The organism is Novosphingobium pentaromativorans US6-1, assembly GCF_000767465.1.
Classification (GTDB): domain Bacteria; phylum Pseudomonadota; class Alphaproteobacteria; order Sphingomonadales; family Sphingomonadaceae; genus Novosphingobium; species Novosphingobium pentaromativorans.
The window spans coordinates 1,928,620-1,945,918 of the sequence record NZ_CP009291.1 but is presented as its reverse complement, the minus strand read 5'-3'; the positions used below and the strand labels follow the sequence as shown (position 1 = coordinate 1,945,918).

Annotated in this window: 14 protein-coding genes; 8 read left to right on the top strand and 6 right to left on the bottom strand. The window is 67.2% G+C overall.

Annotated elements, in window-relative coordinates:
* Positions 1 to 18: 18 nt before the first annotated feature.
* Together JI59_RS08990 and JI59_RS08985 are read right to left on the bottom strand one after the other, a co-directional pair.
* Complete coding sequence (locus JI59_RS08990) at positions 19 to 1,488, bottom strand: succinylglutamate-semialdehyde dehydrogenase (RefSeq protein ID WP_007013071.1); 1,470 nt, start codon at positions 1,486 to 1,488, stop codon at positions 19 to 21.
* Between the two features lie 87 nt (positions 1,489 to 1,575).
* A complete protein-coding gene (locus JI59_RS08985; protein ID WP_007013072.1) occupies positions 1,576 to 2,982 on the bottom strand; it encodes a protein adenylyltransferase SelO family protein in 1,407 nt (468 codons plus the stop codon).
* 66 nt (positions 2,983 to 3,048) lie between these two features.
* Between JI59_RS08985 and JI59_RS08980 the strand changes: the two genes are divergently transcribed.
* From JI59_RS08980 to JI59_RS08960, 5 genes are all read left to right on the top strand, one after another.
* Entirely contained in the window at positions 3,049 to 3,921 is an 873-nt protein-coding gene (locus JI59_RS08980) for an alpha/beta fold hydrolase (RefSeq protein WP_007013073.1), read from the top strand.
* A gap of 15 nt (positions 3,922 to 3,936) precedes the next feature.
* On the top strand, positions 3,937 to 5,082 hold the full coding sequence (locus JI59_RS08975) for a glycosyltransferase family 4 protein (protein ID WP_007013074.1): 1,146 nt from the start codon (positions 3,937 to 3,939) through the stop codon (positions 5,080 to 5,082).
* 122 nt (positions 5,083 to 5,204) lie between these two features.
* The gene (locus JI59_RS08970) at positions 5,205 to 6,029 is read left to right on the top strand and encodes a tetratricopeptide repeat protein (protein ID WP_007013075.1); all 825 of its coding nucleotides are present in this window, start codon (positions 5,205 to 5,207) and stop codon (positions 6,027 to 6,029) included.
* Positions 6,030 to 6,052: 23 nt separating this feature from the next.
* Positions 6,053 to 7,414, top strand: a complete 1,362-nt coding sequence (locus JI59_RS08965; protein WP_013831912.1) for an outer membrane protein assembly factor BamB family protein — start codon at positions 6,053 to 6,055, stop codon at positions 7,412 to 7,414.
* Between the two features lie 82 nt (positions 7,415 to 7,496).
* Positions 7,497 to 8,849, top strand: coding sequence for a methyltransferase family protein (locus JI59_RS08960; protein ID WP_007013077.1), 1,353 nt, complete (start codon positions 7,497 to 7,499; stop codon positions 8,847 to 8,849).
* A gap of 117 nt (positions 8,850 to 8,966) precedes the next feature.
* On the opposite strand, the gene JI59_RS08955 is transcribed toward JI59_RS08960, so the two are convergent.
* Positions 8,967 to 10,355: a glutamate--cysteine ligase gene (locus tag JI59_RS08955; RefSeq protein ID WP_007013078.1), complete on the bottom strand. Its 1,389-nt coding sequence runs from the start codon at positions 10,353 to 10,355 to the stop codon at positions 8,967 to 8,969.
* A gap of 58 nt (positions 10,356 to 10,413) precedes the next feature.
* Complete coding sequence (locus tag JI59_RS08950; protein ID WP_007013079.1) at positions 10,414 to 11,172, bottom strand: 16S rRNA (uracil(1498)-N(3))-methyltransferase; 759 nt, start codon at positions 11,170 to 11,172, stop codon at positions 10,414 to 10,416.
* A 109-nt stretch (positions 11,173 to 11,281) separates the two neighbouring features.
* Between JI59_RS08950 and ubiA the strand changes: the two genes are divergently transcribed.
* Both ubiA and JI59_RS08940 read left to right on the top strand, forming a co-directional pair.
* Positions 11,282 to 12,232 carry a 4-hydroxybenzoate octaprenyltransferase gene (gene ubiA, locus JI59_RS08945; protein WP_052117869.1) on the top strand — a complete coding sequence of 317 codons (951 nt, stop codon included), beginning with the start codon at positions 11,282 to 11,284 and terminating at the stop codon, positions 12,230 to 12,232.
* Between the two features lie 11 nt (positions 12,233 to 12,243).
* On the top strand, positions 12,244 to 12,888 hold the full coding sequence (locus JI59_RS08940) for an SOS response-associated peptidase (RefSeq protein ID WP_007013081.1): 645 nt from the start codon (positions 12,244 to 12,246) through the stop codon (positions 12,886 to 12,888).
* 8 nt (positions 12,889 to 12,896) lie between these two features.
* Here the strand turns inward: JI59_RS08940 and JI59_RS08935 are convergent, their stop codons facing one another.
* Entirely contained in the window at positions 12,897 to 13,268 is a 372-nt protein-coding gene (locus JI59_RS08935) for a VOC family protein (protein ID WP_038577376.1), read from the bottom strand.
* 110 nt (positions 13,269 to 13,378) lie between these two features.
* Here JI59_RS08935 and soxR point away from each other — a divergent pair, with 110 nt between their 5' ends.
* On the top strand, positions 13,379 to 13,831 hold the full coding sequence (gene soxR / locus JI59_RS08930; protein WP_007013083.1) for a redox-sensitive transcriptional activator SoxR: 453 nt from the start codon (positions 13,379 to 13,381) through the stop codon (positions 13,829 to 13,831).
* Here the strand turns inward: soxR and smc are convergent, their stop codons facing one another.
* Positions 13,832 to 17,266, bottom strand: coding sequence for a chromosome segregation protein SMC (gene smc / locus JI59_RS08925; RefSeq protein WP_038575871.1), 3,435 nt, complete (start codon positions 17,264 to 17,266; stop codon positions 13,832 to 13,834).
* Positions 17,267 to 17,299 lie beyond the last annotated feature (33 nt).

The following is a 17,299-nucleotide window of genomic DNA, read 5'->3' as shown; positions in this document are numbered from 1 at the left end:
GGGGCGAGGGCTCCGCCTTTACTTCAGTCCGACGCCGATCATCGCGCGCGGTTGTTCCATTTCGCCCGAGGCGACCGGATAGGCGCAGTAGTCGGCCGCGTAGTAGCCGCTCGGGCGATGGTTGCCGGACAGGCCGATGCCGCCCATCGGCGCGGCGTGGGACGGGCCCGTGGTCGGGCGGTTCCAGTTGACGATACCAGCGCGCACGTTGGCCCAGAAGCGGTTGTATTCCTGCGGCGTGCCGCCCACCAGCGATGCGGCAAGGCCGAAGCGGGTCCTGTTCGCCTCGGCAATCGCGCCGTCGAAATCGCTCACCTTGATGACCTGGAGGATCGGGCCGAACAGTTCGACGTCGGGGCGGTCGGCCATCGCCGTCGTGTCGATGATCGCCGGGCTCAGGAAGGGCAGGGTTTCGTCCGGGCGCACGAGGTGCTTGATCGCCCGTCCGCCGTTGCTCAGCAGGTAGAGGAAACTCTCGGTCAGGCCGTCGGCCGCGGCATTGTCGATCACCGGGCCCATGAAGGGGGCCGGATCGTCGAACGGTGCACCGACGATCAGGCGGTCGGCGAGGGCCTTCACTTCGGCCATCAGCGCATCATAGATCGTATCGCGCACGATCAGGCGCCGCGCCGCGGTGCAGCGCTGTCCGGCGGTGGCGAAGGCGGATTGCACGACGATCGCGGCGGCGTCGGTCAGCTTGGGCGTATCCCAGACCACGATCGGGTTGTTGCCGCCCATTTCCAGCGCCACGACCTTGTCGGGCCGGGTGGCGAGCCTGCGGTTGATGGCAAGGCCGGTGTTGGCCGAGCCGGTGAACAGGATGCCGTCGACCCCTTCATGCGCAACGAAGGCCTGGCCTTCTTCCGGGCCGCCCACGGCAAGCTGCACGACCGAAGAGGACATGCCGGCGCGGTGGAAGCAGCGGATCAGGATCTCGCCCGAGGCCGGGGCCTTCTCGCTCGGCTTGAAGATAACGACGTTGCCCGCGATCAGCGCCGGGACGATGTGGGCGCCCGGCAGGTGGGCCGGGTAGTTGTAGGGGCCGAGCACGACAAGCACGCCATGCGGCTTGTGGCGTACCGCCATCGTCCCCTGCAACGCACTGTCCAGTTTGCGCTGCGAAGTGCGTTCGGCATAGGAGCGGATCGAGACTTCGACCTTGTTGATCACGCTCTCGACTTCGGCGTTGGCTTCCCACAGGGGCTTGCCGACTTCGCGGGCGATGGTGCGCGCCAGCGTATCGGCTTCCTTGCGCACCTCGTTGGCGAAGCGGCGGACCAGTTCCATGCGGTTGGCCAGCGGCTGCGCGGCCCAGCCGGGCCATGCCTGCCGGGCGCGGGTGACGACTTCGTCGATCTCGCAGGGCTTGCCGCGCCAGATCTCGGCCCCGGTAGCCGGCTCGAAGGAGATGATGTCCGCCTTGCTCACGTCGGTACCCGGTCTCCGCTCACTTGAAAGTGCAGCTTCTTGTGTCGCTTGCGCGGTCATTACGACAATAGATCCGTTATCCAAGATAAATCGAAGTTCCGCTGCACCTTACACTCGCTTTCCTACCGGGGTGCTAACGAGGGGTTGTTAATCATCGTGTCCGGCGGGAATCGGAGGCGTGCCGAGCTGGCGGCCCAACTCCCGGATTTCTTCTATTCTGGCGTGAAGCGGGCCCCAGTCGTCGTCCCTGTCGATGTGCGACCAGATGCGCTCGACTTCGTCGATCAGTGTGCTGGGCGGCGTCCCGCGGGCCCAGAACGGATCGTCGGTGCCCGCAGCCGGCGTATATCCCGAGAGGATCCGGCCGAAGTCGCTGTCGTCCGCGGCGCGGCCGCCGCGATGGTCGTAGAACAGCTGTTCGGGCGGCAGGCCGGTTTCGACCATGCGGTTCTCGGCGGCCTGGATTAGTCGGGTATCCGCTTCCAGCCCTTGCGGTTCGACGCCCAGGCGCCAGGCGAAACGGCGGGCCATCGCTTCCTGGTAGAGCGGCGCGAAGCGATTGAGCGCGGCAACCAGCGGTTCGGTTTCCGCCAGCATCCGCAGCGCCACGGCCAGCTGGCCGCAGTTCCACAGCACCGCCTCGGGCTGGCGGCCGAAGGCGTAGAGCCCGCCCTGGTCGAAGTAGGCGGCGGTAAAGCGCGGGTTCCACTGCGGCAGCCAGCGCCACGGGCCGTAGTCGAAGCTCTCGCCCGAAATGTTCATGTTGTCGGTGTTGAGCACGCCGTGGACGAAGCCTGCGACCATCCATGCAGCGGCGGTGTCGGCCAGCCGTTCGACCACCTGGTGCATCAGGATAACCGCGGGCTCGTCGCGCCCGGGCGCATCTTCGGGCGGATTGCTGCCGGGGTATGTCTCGAGGCAATAGGCGACCAGCGCTTCCATGTGCTCGCGCTCCTCGAAGGCGAGCAGGCGCTGGAAGGTGCCGATGCGGATATGGCCGTGGCTGAGGCGCAGCAGCACGGCCGAGCGGGTGGGCGAAGGCTCGTCGCCGCGCCACAGCGATTCGCCGGTCTCGATCACCGAGAAGGTCTTGGAGGTATAGACGCCCAGCGCCTCGAGCATTTCGGTGGCGAGGATCTCGCGCATCGCGCCTTTCAGCGTCAGGCGGCCGTCGCCGTCGCGGCTGTACGGGGTCTGGCCCGAGCCCTTGGTGCCGAGGTCGAGCAGTCGCCCCTCGCCGTCGCGCATCTGGGCGAATAGGAATCCGCGTCCGTCACCGATGTCGGGGTTGTAATGGCGAAACTGGTGGCCGTGATAGCGCAGCGCCAGCGGCCGGGGGAGGTTGTTGGCCAGCGGCGCGAAGCGTCCGAAATGTTCGATCCACTGTGCATTGTCGAGATCGGCAAGGCCGATGGCGGCGGCCCAGCGGTCGTTGCGGAAGCGCAGCTCGTGCCGCGGGAAGGAGGCGGCGTCCACTTCGTCGCCCAGCCATGAGGATATCTTCCCGATCCGGGGCTCGGGTTTATAGGCACTTGCTTGCGGTTCTGTCTGCATCAGGCGATAGTGGGCGCATGACGCGCGTCGTTCAAGGCGCGCAGGCTTGGAGGACCCCACTAAGGCATGTCGGATTACGAGGATCGGTTCTGGACGAGCCGCGACGGGGTCAAATTGCATTTTCGGGATTACGCGGGGCCGGATGCACCGGAAGGTCCACCGCGGCTGCCGGTCGTGTGTCTGCCCGGCCTGACCCGCAATGCGCGCGATTTCGAGTTGCTGGCGCCGCACATGGCGCGCTCCCGGCGTGTGCTGTGCCCGGAGATGCGCGGGCGCGGCGATAGCGAATATGCAAAGGATTCGGCCAGCTACAATCCGGTCCAGTACGGCGAGGACCTGCTCGTGCTGCTGGAACAGGAAGGTATCGACCGGTTCGTGGCCGTGGGCACTTCGCTGGGCGGCATGATGACCATGGGCCTGGCGCTCTCCATCCCCGATCGAATCGCCGCGGCCGTGCTCAACGATGTTGGCCCGGTGCTGGAGCCGGACGGTCTGCGGCGCATTCTCGATTATGTCGGGCAGGGGCGCAATTTCGCCACCTGGGTACATGCCGCCCGCGCGATCGAGGGTACGCAGGGCGATGCCCATCCCGGCCAGCCGCTCGATTTCTGGATCGGCCGGGCGAAGCGGCTGATGACGCTGGGCAGCAACGGGCGCATCGTCTTCGACTACGACATGAAGATCGCCGAACCGCTGGCGACTATGGACGTCGAAAACCAGCCGGAGCTGTGGCCCGCCTGGGAAGCGCTGGCGGGAAGACCGCTGCTGGTCGTGCGCGGCGCCCTGTCGGACCTGTTCAGCGCGCAGACGCTGAAGGAAATGCTGGTGCGGGTGCCCGAAGCGGAGGCGGTCACGCTTTCAGATGTCGGCCATGCGCCGACGCTGGACGAACCCGAAGCGGTGGCTGCGATCGATCGCCTGCTCGACAGGGCCGATTGAGGGCGCGGGGGGCACATGCTGGATTCGCGGCCCTTGCGGGTGCTTCATCTCCATTCGAGCTTTTCCGCCGGTGGCAAGGAACTGCGCGCGGCGCGCCTGATGAATGCCTTCGGGCCGAAGGTCCTGCACACGGTCGTCTCGGCCCAGCCGGGTGCCTATGGCGCGGCCATTGCCGTCGATCCCTCGCTTTCGGTGACTTATCCGGAAGACTTTCCCAGTCTTCAGGGCAGGCCCCTGCCGCGTCGGCTCCTCGGCATTGCCCGGGCGCTCAGGGATCACGACCTCGTCCTGACCTACAACTGGGGGGCGATGGACGCGGTGCTGGCCCATGCCCTGTTCAGGCGATCTCTCGGCCTGCCGCCGCTGGTCCATCACGAGGACGGCTTCAACGAGGACGAGGCGAATCGGCTCAAGCCCGCGCGCAACTGGTTCCGCCGGGTGGCCCTGACCGGGGCTTCGGCGGTGATCGTGCCTTCGCAGCGGCTGGAGGCGATCGCGCTGGACGCGTGGAAGCAGCCGCGCGGCAAGGTCAGGCTGATCGTCAACGGCATCAACTGCGCGGCCTATGTCGACAAGCCGCGCCCGGACATCCTGCCGGGCCTCGTCAAGCAGCCGGGCGAGAAATGGGTCGGCACGCTGGCCGGGCTGCGCCCGGTCAAGAACCTGCCCCGTCTGGTGCGCGCCTTTGCGCAGATGCCGCAGGACTGGCGGCTGGTCATCCTCGGCGAAGGGCCCGAGCGCGGTGCCATCGCCGCGCAGGCCGAGGCGAGCGGCGTGGGGAATCGGGTGCATCTGCCCGGCTTCGTCGCCGATCCCTCGCACGCGGTGGGGCTGTTCGATCTCTTCGCGCTTTCCTCCGATAGCGAGCAGTTCCCGATATCGGTCGTCGAGGCGATGGCGGCGGGCCTTGCGGTAGCTTCGCCGGCGGTGGGAGATGTCGCATCCATGGTTTCCGAGGAAAACCGGGGACATATCACCAGGCCCGGCGACGAGGCGGAACTGGCCCGCGCGCTGGTCGAACTGGCCTGCGACGCGCAGTTGCGGACCCGCATCGGCATTGCCAACCGCGCCCATGCCAATGCACATTATGACGAAAATACAATGATTTCCCTGTATCGCACGGTCTATGGACAGGCGGTGGGCCGGATGTCCGCGATCTAGGTCCCGCGCTCATTCAGCGGTGCTTCACCACGGGACGTGCAGCGATCATCCCCGTTGAAAAGCCCCAGCCATTCGCTAAACAGCCCGCAACCATCCTGATTTCCGCAGAAAGCGCCCGAAAATTGGCTCTGCCTCCTTCTCAAAACACTCCGTCCAACGACAAGGCCGAACAGCGACTCGCCGCGCAGCAGGATGTATTCCTGCGCGAGGTTGACGATGCCGTGCGCCAGGATCAGCTCGAAAGCTTCTTTGCCCGCTATGGCAAGCCGCTGATTGCGCTGATCGTCATCGCTCTCGCGGCCTTCGGTGGTTACCTCTACTGGGATCACAAGCAGACCCAGCAGCGTGAAGGGAACGCCGAGGCCTTCGTGCAGGCGCTGGACAGCCTGAAGGCGGGCAAGCTCGACGATGCCGATGCCAAGCTCAAGACGCTTGCCGGTGAAGGTTCCGACGGCAGCGCCTCCGCGGCCAAGCTGATGCTGGCGGGGATCGCCCTCGATCAGGGCAAGAAGGACGACGCGCTCAAGCTCTACGCCGAAGTCGCCAGGGACGAAAAGGCGCCGCAGCCGATGCGCGACCTCGCCACGATCCGCGAAGTCGGCGCGAACTTCGATGCGATGAAGCCGCAGGACGTGGTCGATCGCCTCAAGCCCTATGCCGCCCCGGGCAACCCGTGGTTCGGCGTGGCTGGCGAACTTGTCGGGATGGCCTACCTGAAGATGGACAAGAAGGACCAGGCCGGTCCGCTGTTCGGTGCGATCGCTAAGGACGAGGGCGTCAGCGCAGCACTGCGCAGCCGCGCCCGCCAACTGGCGGCGGTGCTGGGCGTCGACGCGCTGGACGACGTTGTTGATGACAAGGGAGAGCCCATCGGCAAGGACGGCGCAAAGACCGCCGCGGATGCCGGGGCGAATGACGAGGATGCCGCCCAGGGGGCCGGCGAATGACCCATTTTCTTGAGGATCTGCGCATGAAGGCAACTGCCCCGAATATCCGACGGTCCAACGCCCGCAAGGTCGTGCCGATGATGGCCCTGGCCCTGGTCATGGGCCTTTCGGGCTGCAAGTTGTTCGGAAGCAAGGAAGGCCCGAAGACCCCGACCGTCGGCGAACGCGTGCCGATCCTCTCGCGGATCGAGAGCGGCGCAAAGGTCGACCCGACGCTTGGCGCGGTCTCGGTGATCCTGCCGCCCGAAACGGTGAATGCCGAATGGGCGCAGGCCGGCGGCACAGCGAGCAAGGCTTACGGCCACCTTTCGCTTTCGGCGACGCCTTCGCGCGTGTGGACCGCCAATGTCGAAGGGTCTTCCCAGCGCCAGCGTCTCGCGGCCTCGCCGGTGATCGGCGACGGACGCCTCTATGTGATGGACACCAGGGGCGTCGTCCACGCCTTCGACGCGCAGAGCGGCGCGCAAGTCTGGACCAAGAGCTTCGCCGTCTCGGGCGACGGCTCCAAGGCGATCTTCGGCGGCGGCGTCAGCTATGACAGCGGCAAGGTCTACATCACCACGGGCCTTGGCGAAGTGGCCGCACTCACCGCGGCTACCGGCGAGCAGCTGTGGACCAAGAAGCCCGCAGGCCCGCTGCGCGGTTCGCCCACCGTCGGCTTCAACTCGGTCTACGTGATGACCCAGGACAACCAGATCATCGCGCTCAATGCGGCCGATGGCGAACTGGCGTGGAACGAATCCGGCTCGCTCTCGCAGGCCGGCGTCTTCGGCGTCGCTGCTCCTGCTGCAGGCCAGGGTACCGTCATCGCTGGTTACTCCTCGGGCGAACTGGTCGCCTATCGCTACGAGAACGGCCGCCAGCTCTGGTCGGACGCGCTTGCACGCACCTCGATCTCGACCGAAGTGGGCAGCCTGACCGACGTCGATGCCGATCCGATCATCGATCGCGGCAGCGTCTACGCGCTGGGTGAGGGCGGACGCATGGCCGCCTACGAACTGGTGACCGGCCAGCGCATCTGGGAACTCAACCTGGCGGGTATCTCGACCCCGGCCGTGGCCGGCGACTGGATCTTCACGCTGGACGATCACGCGGAAATCCTCGCCATCCAGCGCAATACCGGCAAGGTGAAGTGGCTCACCGACCTGAAGCGCTACCGCAAGGCGAAGAAGAAGAAGGGACCGATCTTCTGGGTCGGCCCGGTTCTGGCCGGCAACAAGCTGTGGGTCGCCAATTCCGAAGGTGAAGTCGGCTCGGTCGATCCCGCCAGCGGAGAGTGGACGCCCTTCACCAAGCTGGGCGACGCGGTCTCGCTGGCTCCGGTCGTGGCCAACCAGACGCTCTACATCCTCGACGATTCCGGCCGTATCACCGCCTATCGCTGATGCGGCACGCGGGCGCCCCGACCGGCATTCGCTGCGAATGCCGTTTCGGACGCCTTAACCATTTGCCTTTAGGCAAGCGGGCATGAGCAATGCCCCCACGTTCACCGCCCGCCGGCCGGTCAGCGATGTTTCGGCAGGTGTCGGCCTCGCCGGATTGGCCGCGCTGATCGCCTGGCTGCTGGTCTGCCGCAACTGGGCGGGCATCGCCGATGCCTTCAACCTGGGCGGCCCCCGCGAACCGCTCAGCGGGCCTTACGCGGCAGTCCTGACGCTGTTCGTCACTGGCCTGACGATGACCTTGTGGTCGGTGCTGGTCGACAAGGTCCATCTGCGCCCCAGCACCGGGATGGACTGGCGCAGGCCCCGCCCGCTGGCGCTATCGCTCGACGTCTCGATTACCAAGCTGGCCGGGCTTTGGGCGACCTGGGCGGCGATCGGCACGTTCTACTGCATCGGCCGCTGGTACTGGGACGGGCAGTACCTTTTTGCGATGGAAGTGATCGGCACGGCGGCGGTGCCGCTTTTCGCGCTATCGGTTCCCTATGTGCTCTGGCTCGACCGCTACATGATCGAACCGCGCGACCATTCCTGGCACTTCGGCGCCATGCTGATCGGGCGCGAGGCATGGTCGGCTGAGGAAGTCAGGAAGCATGGCCGCGCGTGGGCGATCAAGGCCTTCTTCGGGGCCTTCATGATCTCGATCCTGCCCGGCGGCTTCGCCCGCATCGTCGAGGCTGATTTCGGCGCCATAGCCCACGATCCGGTGGCGCTCGGCACCATGCTGATCGAAGGGCTGTTCCTTGTCGACGTGCAGATCGGCACGGTCGGCTATCTGTTCACCTTCCGCCCGCTCGATGCGCATATCCGCAGCGGCAACCCGCTGCTGGCCGGCTGGGTCGCCGCGCTGATCTGCTATCCGCCCTTCGTGTGGGGCACGATGGGCCGGGCCGACGTGCTGGGCTATGAGGTCAATACCGGCGGCTGGGCCTACTGGCTGCAGGGCCACGATCTGCTGCTGTGGTGCTGGGCCGCGCTGCTGGTGAGCCTCACCGCAATCTATGCCTGGGCGACTTTTGCCTTCGGCCTGCGCTTTTCCAACCTGACCTATCGCGGGGTTCTGACGGGCGGGCCTTACCGCTTCACGCGCCATCCTGCCTACCTGTCGAAGAACCTGTTCTGGTGGTGCTCGACCCTGCCGTTTCTCGTCACCAGTCACGCGATGAGCGATGTGGTGCGCAACACCGTGTTGCTCGGCGTGGTCAGCACGATCTACTTCTGGCGCGCCAGGACCGAGGAAGCGCACTTGCTGGCCGAGGATGCCAAGTACCGCGAATACCACGCCTGGATGGCCCGGAACGCGCCGATCACGCGCAGCCTTGGCTGGCTTCTCGGCAAGCTGCTCCCGCGTCGGCCGGTGCTGCAGGCAGCGGAGTAAGCGGGCGGACCAGGTTCGGCTCGCCGGCTTTTGTCATTCCGGCTTGATCCGGGACCCCCGCCCGCGCGGAGATGACTACGGGAATTATCCGAGGAGAGAAACGAGGCGAGCTTCCGTTCAGAAGCTCTTCTGCTTGTAGACCTCGCACAGGTTGCCGCCCCATTCGCCGTGGAAGCGTTCGAGCAGGCGCTGGGCCGGAACCTTGCCCGAAGACACGATCTCGGCAAGCGGTTCAAGGTAACCGGTCTCGTTGTCGCCCCCGGCATTGAGCTTGCCGCGCGCGGCAAGGCCGGACCGGGCGATGTCGAGCACTTCGCCGGCAATGTCGCGCAAGGTGCCGCCACTCCCTTTCGCCGATTGAGGAAGCGGAGCGTCGAGGCCGAGCCTGGGGACGGAGCTGCGCAGCACTTCGCGCCCTTCCATGTCCCAGTCCTTCACCAGGTCCCAGGCCGCATCGAGCGCGGTCTGGTCGTAGAGCAGGCCGACCCACAGGGCGGGCAGGGCGCAGATGCGGTTCCACGGTCCGCCGTCGGCGCCGCGCATCTCCAGGAAGGACTTCAGGCGCACTTCGGGGAAGGCGGTGGACAGGTGATCCTGCCAGTCGCTCATGCGCGGCAGTTCGCCGGGAAGCGCGGGCAGCTCGCCCTTGAGGAAGTCGCGGAACGACTGGCCCGCGGCGTCGATGTACTTGCCGTCGCGGAACACGAAATACATCGGCACGTCGAGCATGTAGTCGACGTAGCGCTGGTAGCCGAAGCCCTGCTCGAACACGAAGGGCAGCATGCCCGTGCGCGCCGGGTCGGTGTCCGACCAGATGTGGCTGCGGTAGGAAAGATAGCCGTTGGGCTTGCCTTCGGTGAAAGGTGAATTGGCGAAGAGCGCGGTCGCCAGCGGCTGCAACGCCAGCGAGGTGCGGAACTTCTGCACCATGTCCGCTTCGCTGGAATAGTCGAGATTGACCTGGATGGTGCAGGTGCGCAGCATCATGTCGAGCCCCATCGAGCCCACGCGCGGCATGTGCCGCAGCATGATGTCGTAGCGGCCCTTGGGCATGATCGGCAGTTCTTCGCGGGTCTTGTCCGGCCACATGCCGAGCCCGAGGAAACCCTTGCCGATGCGGTCGCCGATGGTCTTGACCTGCGCCAGGTGCCGACCGGTTTCGGCACAGGTTTCATGCAGGCTTTCCAGCGGCGCGCCGGACAGTTCGAGCTGCCCCGCCGGCTCAAGGCTGACAGTGCCGTCGCTGCCCTTCATGGCAATGACGTTGCCGCCTTCGACGATCGGCTCCCAGCCGAATTCGGTCAGCGCCATGAGCAGGTCACGGATGCCGCCGGGTTCGTCATAAGACGGCGCGTGAAGGTCGGTCTTGTCGTAGACGAACTTCTCGTGCTCGGTCCCGATCCGCCACGCGGCGCGCGGCTTTTCGCCCGCAGCCATCGGCTCGGCGAGTTGGTCCAGGCTCTCGATCAGCGGATCGGCGCGATCCGATATCTCGCGGGTGCTCATGCGCCGGGAAGTAGTGGCGGCAAGGCACGGACGCCAGCACTATTTGCTGCGGTGATAGTCAATTTCCGGCAGGCAACCAATCGCCTGCCACGGCCATCCAGAGCGCGGTGGCGGCGATGCTGGCGGTCTCGCCGCGCAGGATGCGCGGGCCCAGTGTGATCGGGCGCGCCTGCGGCAGGGCGCGGATGAGCGCGCGTTCCCCTTCGTCGAAGCCGCCTTCGGGCCCGACCAGCAGGGCGGCTGGGCCCCGGTACGCGTCGAATTGCGCGGCGGCGGGTTCACCGCCCAGCTCGTCGGCGAAGAACAGCGCGCGATCTTCGGGCCAGTCGCGCAGCAGCGCCTCGAGCTTGAGCGGTTCGGCCAGTTCGGGCAGCGCGGTGCGGGCGCATTGCTCGGCCGCCTCGGTCACCATGGTGCGCGCCCGCTCGGGGTTGAGCTTGTCCGCCACGCAGCGGCGCGTCACCACCGGCTGGATGCGCCGCACGCCCAGTTCGGTCGCCTTTTCCAGCACGAGGTCGAAGTTTGGCTTCTTGAGTAGTGCGGCGCACAGCGTGAAGTCGGGCACCTGCTCGCGCGGGCGCAGCCTTTCGCGCGCCTCGAGGACAACGTCACGCTTGCCCGCCGAAACGACGGCGCAGGCCCATTCGCCCGTCTCGTCATCGCACAGGATTACCGCGTCTCCTGCCGAGACGCGCATGACCTTGGACAGGTAATGCGCCTGCGCGCCCTCGATCGCGACATGCGCGGCCAGCGCGATCGGACCGGGGACGAACAGGCGCGGCGCGGAGCGCGGCGGCCAGGCAGGGGTTGCAACCATGCTTTCTCTTACTGTGCTGGGCTTACTTCGCAATCGTGCGCAGGAGCGTAAACCACTGCTCCGTGCCCTGGCCAGGCATGCCGACATGTGTGCCGGCTTGCGATCGGTCATGACAGACGGGCTACAATCGACTACGTACCTTCGCGTGACCGAACCCGCATTTGTGCCCGATACGCAAAGCCGCAGCCTCGTGTCGATGCTGCCGCCGTCCTTGCGCGACTATGCCATGCTGGCGCGTTTCGACCGGCCCATCGGCTGGTGGCTGCTGTTCTGGCCCTGCGCCTGGGGCGTGATGCTGGCGGGCGGCGAATCGCGCTGGGGTCTCGTGCTGTGGATGCTCGTCGGCTCGATGGCGATGCGCGGCGCGGGCTGCGTGTGGAACGACATCGTCGATGCCGATCTGGACCGCAGGGTTGCGCGCACGGCCAGCCGCCCGGTCGCGAGCGGTCGGGTCAGCCGGCAGGCCGCGACGATCTGGCTCTTCACGCTCTGCGCGGCAGGTCTGGTGGTGCTGTTCCAGCTGCGCTGGCAGGCGCAGGTCATGGCCCTGAGCAGCCTGGCCCTGGTTGCCGCCTATCCCTTCATGAAGCGCATCACCTGGTGGCCACAGGTCTGGCTCGGCCTCGTTTTCACCTGGGGTTCGCTGGTCGGCTGGATGGAGATCCGCAGCGACCATATCGACGTCCTCGTCGCGCTTTACGGCGGCTGCATCTTCTGGTGCATCGGCTATGACACGATCTACGCCCTGCAGGACCGCGAGGACGACGTCCTTGTCGGTATCCGCTCCGCAGCGCTGCGCCTGGGCCGTCACGTGCGCGCCGGTGTCGCCGCGTTCTATGCGCTTGCGGTGGCATTCTGGGCGCTGGCCTTCTGGACCCTGCGCGGCGACTGGGTTGCGCTCGTCGCATTGGCCCCGGTGGCTGCGCATCTCGGCTTCCAGGTCGTGACCCTCGATACCGATGACGGCGACAATGCGCTTGCCCGCTTCCGCTCCAACCGCGATGCCGGCCTCGTCATGGCACTGGCCTGCTGGGTGGTGGGCAACGCCGGCGTGATCTAGGACGGGTTGCCATGTGCAACCTCTACCGGATGACCAAGGGTGTAGAAGAAGTCGCCAGGCTCTTCGAAGTCCTGCCCGAACGCGGCGCCAATTTCGCCGAGGAAGTCTATCCCGGCTATCCCGGCCTCGTCGTTGCCGAGGGCAGGGCACAGGCGATGACATGGGGCTTTCCGCTCGTGCTCAAGGGCAAGCAGGGGCAGCCGCTCAAGCCCAAGCCCGTCACCAATGCCCGCGACGACAAGCTCTCCACCGCGTTCTGGCGCGACAGCTTCGAGAAGCGCCGCTGCCTCGTGCCCGTCACCGCCTGGGCCGAGGCCGAGGGCAGCAAGGGACGGATGACCCGCACCTGGTATGGCGTGGAAGGGGAAGAGACTTTCGCCGTCGCCGGGCTCTGGCGGCCGACCGGCGAATGGGGGCAGGCCTATACCATGGTGATGGTCGATTCCTGCCCGCAGATGGTCGATGTGCACGATCGCATGCCGGTCCTCCTGCCCCGCGATGCGTGGGAGCAATGGATCAGCGGCACAACGGAGGAGGCGTTTCGCCTGTGTCGCACGCCCGACCTTCCCCTGACGGTGGACCGGACGGACGAATTGTGGAGCGGCGGCGGGCAGCCGGCTCGGGGCGGTGGCAATACCACGCCCCGGCTCTTGTGATCAGCGGCTCATTCATAACTCACCAGTTCGAATTCGATGCCGTCCCAGTCCAGGAAATAGAACCGGCGGCCCGGTTCGTAGTCGGCATGGTTGAAGGGGACGAGACCGGCATCGGCCACGATCTTCTCGGCAGCGTCGAGGTCGTCGACGACGATCCCCAAGTGATTGAGCGGCGCCCCCTTGGCGAAGCGGTCATGTTCCTTGCGGTCGGTATAGACGGCGATGTAGCCGAACTCCTCGCCGACATGGATCGTCTCGCCGCCGTTAAGGGCCGGACCGCGCCAGCGTTCTTCCCAGCCGAGCAGGTCCTGCAGCAGCCTGGACGAGCGCTCGATGTCGCTCACGGTGATGTTGGCGTGTTCCAGTCTTCCCTTGGGCATGTGCATTTCTCCTTGGATTTCAGCGATCCGCACCGGCGGCGAATCACTCGGCTTGCCCAAGGTGCAACCTCAAGTTAACTTGAGGTCAAACGGAAACTGGAGGTATTGAGATGGCCGCCAAGGGCGTGACCGACCGCTTCATCTCGATCGGCGATCTTTCGCGCCGGACCGGCGTCGCGGTGTCGGCGATCCGCTTCTACGAAGAGAAGGGGCTGCTCGTCTCGCTGCGCACTTCGGGCAACCAGCGGCGTTTCCTGCGCTCGGACATTCGCCGCGTCAGCTTCATCCTGATCGCGCAGAAACTGGGGCTGGGCCTCGCGGAGATCGAGCGCGAGCTGGCGCAGCTGCCGCAGGGGCGCACGCCGACGATCGAGGACTGGGAGCGCATCAGCCTGTCCATGCGCGAGGCGATCGACGCGAAGATCGCGCTGCTCGAACTTACCCGGCGCAAGCTGGACGAGTGCATCGGCTGCGGCTGCCTGAGCCTGACGAAATGCCGCCTCTACAATGCCGAGGATGCAGCCGGGGCGGAAGGCCCCGGGCCGCGCTTCGTGCTGAAATAGCTATTCGGCAGCCAGCAGTTCCTCGGCCGCGCCGAGGTCCACGCTGACGAGGCGCGAGACGCCCTTTTCGACCATGGTCACGCCGAACAGGCGGTGCATCCGGCTCATCGTCACGGCATTGTGGGTGACGATCAGGTAGCGCGTGTCGGTCTCGCGGGTCATCGCCTCGAGCAGGTCGCAGAACCGCTCGATATTGGCATCGTCGAGCGGCGCGTCGACCTCGTCCAGCACGCAGATCGGGGCCGGGTTGGTGAGGAACAGGGCGAAGATCAGGGCAACGGCTGTCAGCGCCTGTTCGCCGCCCGACAGCAGCGTCAGCGATTGCAGGCGCTTGCCCGGCGGCTGGGCGAAGATTTCCAGTCCGGCTTCGAGCGGATCGTCGGAATCGACCAGCGCCAGGTGCGCCTGCCCGCCCTGGAAAAGCTGCTGGAAGAGGCGGCGGAAATGCGCATCGACTGCCTCGAAAGCCGCGCGCAGGCGTTCGCGCCCTTCGCGGTTGAGGTTGCCGATCGAACCGCGCAGCCGGTTGACCGCTTCGGCCAGCTCGGCCTTCTCGGTTACGCTGACGCCCAGTTCTTCTTCCGCCTTGGCCAGCTCGTCGGCAGCGACGAGGTTGACCGGGCCAATGCGCTCGCGGTCGGCGACGAGCCTGTCCATCGTCGCGGTTTCCGCCTGCGCGCCGGAGACTTGCGAGGAATCGAAAGCGAAGCGTTCCGGCAGGACGGGAGGCGGGCACTGGAAGCGCTCGCCCGAAAGCCGCGTCATCTCGACCCGGCGCTCGTCCTCGTTTTCGGCGCGGGCGACGGCACCGGCGCGGTTCTCGCGCGTGCTGGCGAGCTTTTCCTGCGCATTGGCCAGTTCGGCATCGGCCTTGCGCGCGGCCTCGGTCGCGGCAGTGACGGCCACTTCGGCCTTGCCCAGTTCATCGGAGAGGCGATTGCGCACGACTTCCCCGGCTTCGATCTCGGCCATGATCGAGGCAGGTTTGGCGGCGAACACGGCGCGCTCGGCCTCGATTTCCTCGAGCCGGCCGGCCATCTGTGCAAGGCGATTTGTGGCGTCGCCGGCACGGCCCTGCCAGTTGCGGATGTCGCTGCGCTGCGACGCGGTGCGTTCGCGCCCCACCGCCAGCGCCTGATCGTGCGCGGCAAGTGCGGCCGTCGCCGATTGCAGCCCGCTCTTGGCGGTCTCGTTCCTCTCCCTTGCGGCCTGCAGCGCGGCGCGACCGGTTTCAGGATCGGGCAGTGTCTTGCGCTTGTCTTCGGCGGCGGACAGGTCCTGCGCGGCGGTCTTGCGCTGCTCGGCCAGTTCGCCGACCTGCGTATCGAGTTCGGCGCGGCGGGCCCGCTGGCGCTGGCGCTGGTCTTCGGCCTGGTCGGCGGCGCGCAGGGCGCTGCGTTCGGCATCGGTGGCCTGCGCGATGGCGCGTTCGGCGGCAATGACCGCGGCCTGCAGCGCGGAGAGTTCCTGCTGCACCCCGGTCTGGCGCGCTTCGGCAACCGCCACGGCTTCGCGCAGCGGCGGCAGCTGGGCGTCGAGTTCGGCAAAGCGGTTTTCGGCCTCGAGCCGGGCGGCTTCGGCGGCGCCTTCGCCGCGCGCAACGAAACCGTCCCAGCGGCGCAGCACGCCCGAACGCGTGACCAGCCACTCGCCGGCCTTGAGGGCGCGGCCGTCATCCTCGTCCACGACATGGACGAGCGCGAGGCGCGCCGCGAGTTCGGGCGGGCACTGCGTGACGTGCGCGGCAAGGCTCTGGGCCACTGGCGCGGGCGCCTCGGCGCCGGTCCAGAAGCGGCCATCGGCGCCCTCGACCTTGCCCAGCGGCGCCTTGGCGTCGCGGCCCAGCACGGCGGCCAGCGCGCGTTCGTAGCCCGGCGCGGCACGCACCGCGTCGATTGCGACGGGCAGGCCATGTGCGGCCTTGGCGCCCTTGGCCCGGGCCTCGCGGTCGCGAACGAGGGCGCCGTGTTCGCGTTCGATGCCGGTGAGGTCGGCACGCGCGCCGGCGAGTTCCGAGGCCGCGGCATCGCGCTGGGCCTGCAGCTCTGCCTTGCGGGCCTGCTGTGCCTCAAGTCCCTCGCGGGCCTCGGCAAGGGCCTTTCCGGCAGCTTCGGCTTTCGCTCGTGCAGCGGCGACGACGGCGTCGAGGTCACCCGCCGCCTCGAGCGCGCCGATCTGCGACTGCAGGCGCTCTGCCTCGGAATCGAGGCGGGCAAGCCGGTTCCTTGCCTGCGCCAGTTCGGCCTCGGCAATGCGCCATTCGGCCTCGACGCCGGCCTGCTGGGCGGTCGCCTGCGCCAGTTCGAGTTCGGCGGTGCGGGCGGCGCGTTCGGCGCCTTCCAGGGCATTGGCCAGACGGGGGCGGTGCGCCTCGTCGGCTGCAAGCTGCTTTTCGCTCTCGGCCAGTTCGCGTTCGAGGCGGGAAAGCGCCTGCGCCGCATCGCGGGTCACGCGGTCGGCATCGCCGCGGTCTTCCTCGAGCCGGGCCTTCTGCCTCTCGAGATCGGCCAGACGCTGTTCTGCCGCTTCGAGCTGGCTGGTGAGCGTTGCCATGCGGTGGCCTTGCGCATTGGCATCGTCGCGGCGGTCGGCCAGTTCGTCACGCGCTTCGACCAGCGCTTCGGCAGCGGCGGCCTGGGCGTTCTGCGCCAGCTTCGCGGCCTCCTGCGCCTCATTGACGCGGGCCTCCGCGGCCTGGGCTTCCTTGCGCGCGGCCTCTGCGGCAGCGGCGGCATCGCGCCAGCGGGCATAGACGAGGCGCGCCTCGGCCAGCCGGATTTCGTCGGTGAGGGCCTTGTACTTCTCGGCCGCCCGGGCCTGGCGGCGCAGCGTGGCGACCTGCTTGTCGAGCCCGGCCATGATGTCTTCGAGGCGGGCAAGGTTGGTTTCGGTCGCGCGCAGCTTCTGCTCGGCGTCCTTGCGGCGCACGTGGAGGCCGGCGATGCCAGCTGCTTCTTCCAGCATCGCGCGGCGTTCGGTCGGTTTGGCGGCGATGACTGCGGCGATCTTGCCCTGACTGACCAGCGCGGGCGAATGCGCGCCGGTCGCGGCGTCGGCGAAGATCAGCGCCACGTCCTTGGCGCGCACGTCGCGGCCGTTGACGCGATAGGCGCTGCCCGCCCCGCGCTCGATCCGGCGCACGACTTCAAGCTCTTCGCGCTTGCCGTCGATGGGGGTGGTCTCGCCGGTCAGGACGACTTCGGCGAAGCTGCGCGGGGGGCGGCTGGAGGTGCCGGCGAAGATCACGTCTTCCATGCCGCCGCCGCGCATCGACTTGGGCGAGCTTTCGCCCATGACCCAGCGGATCGCTTCGAGAAGGTTGGACTTGCCGCAGCCGTTGGGGCCGACGACGCCGGTCAGCCCCGGCTCGATGCGCAGTTCGGAAGGCTCTACGAAGCTCTTGAATCCACTGAGCTTGAGCCGCCTTATGCGCATCGCGTCGCCCTTATCGAAGCCAGAACCGGCGCA

Excerpts from the sequence above, each read along its gene's own strand:
- ubiA (WP_052117869.1), top strand. The coding sequence starts at position 11,282 with ATGACAGACGGGCTACAATCGACTACGTACCTTCGCGTGACCGAACCC.
- JI59_RS08990 (WP_007013071.1), bottom strand. The coding sequence starts at position 1,488 with ATGACCGCGCAAGCGACACAAGAAGCTGCACTTTCAAGTGAGCGGAGA.
- smc (WP_038575871.1), bottom strand. The coding sequence starts at position 17,266 with ATGCGCATAAGGCGGCTCAAGCTCAGTGGATTCAAGAGCTTCGTAGAG.
- soxR (WP_007013083.1), top strand. The coding sequence starts at position 13,379 with ATGGCCGCCAAGGGCGTGACCGACCGCTTCATCTCGATCGGCGATCTT.
- JI59_RS08950 (WP_007013079.1), bottom strand. The coding sequence starts at position 11,172 with ATGGTTGCAACCCCTGCCTGGCCGCCGCGCTCCGCGCCGCGCCTGTTC.
- JI59_RS08975 (WP_007013074.1), top strand. The coding sequence starts at position 3,937 with ATGCTGGATTCGCGGCCCTTGCGGGTGCTTCATCTCCATTCGAGCTTT.
- JI59_RS08985 (WP_007013072.1), bottom strand. The coding sequence starts at position 2,982 with ATGCAGACAGAACCGCAAGCAAGTGCCTATAAACCCGAGCCCCGGATC.
- JI59_RS08955 (WP_007013078.1), bottom strand. The coding sequence starts at position 10,355 with ATGAGCACCCGCGAGATATCGGATCGCGCCGATCCGCTGATCGAGAGC.
- JI59_RS08935 (WP_038577376.1), bottom strand. The coding sequence starts at position 13,268 with ATGCCCAAGGGAAGACTGGAACACGCCAACATCACCGTGAGCGACATC.
- JI59_RS08965 (WP_013831912.1), top strand. The coding sequence starts at position 6,053 with ATGAAGGCAACTGCCCCGAATATCCGACGGTCCAACGCCCGCAAGGTC.
- JI59_RS08980 (WP_007013073.1), top strand. The coding sequence starts at position 3,049 with ATGTCGGATTACGAGGATCGGTTCTGGACGAGCCGCGACGGGGTCAAA.
- JI59_RS08940 (WP_007013081.1), top strand. The coding sequence starts at position 12,244 with ATGTGCAACCTCTACCGGATGACCAAGGGTGTAGAAGAAGTCGCCAGG.
- JI59_RS08960 (WP_007013077.1), top strand. The coding sequence starts at position 7,497 with ATGAGCAATGCCCCCACGTTCACCGCCCGCCGGCCGGTCAGCGATGTT.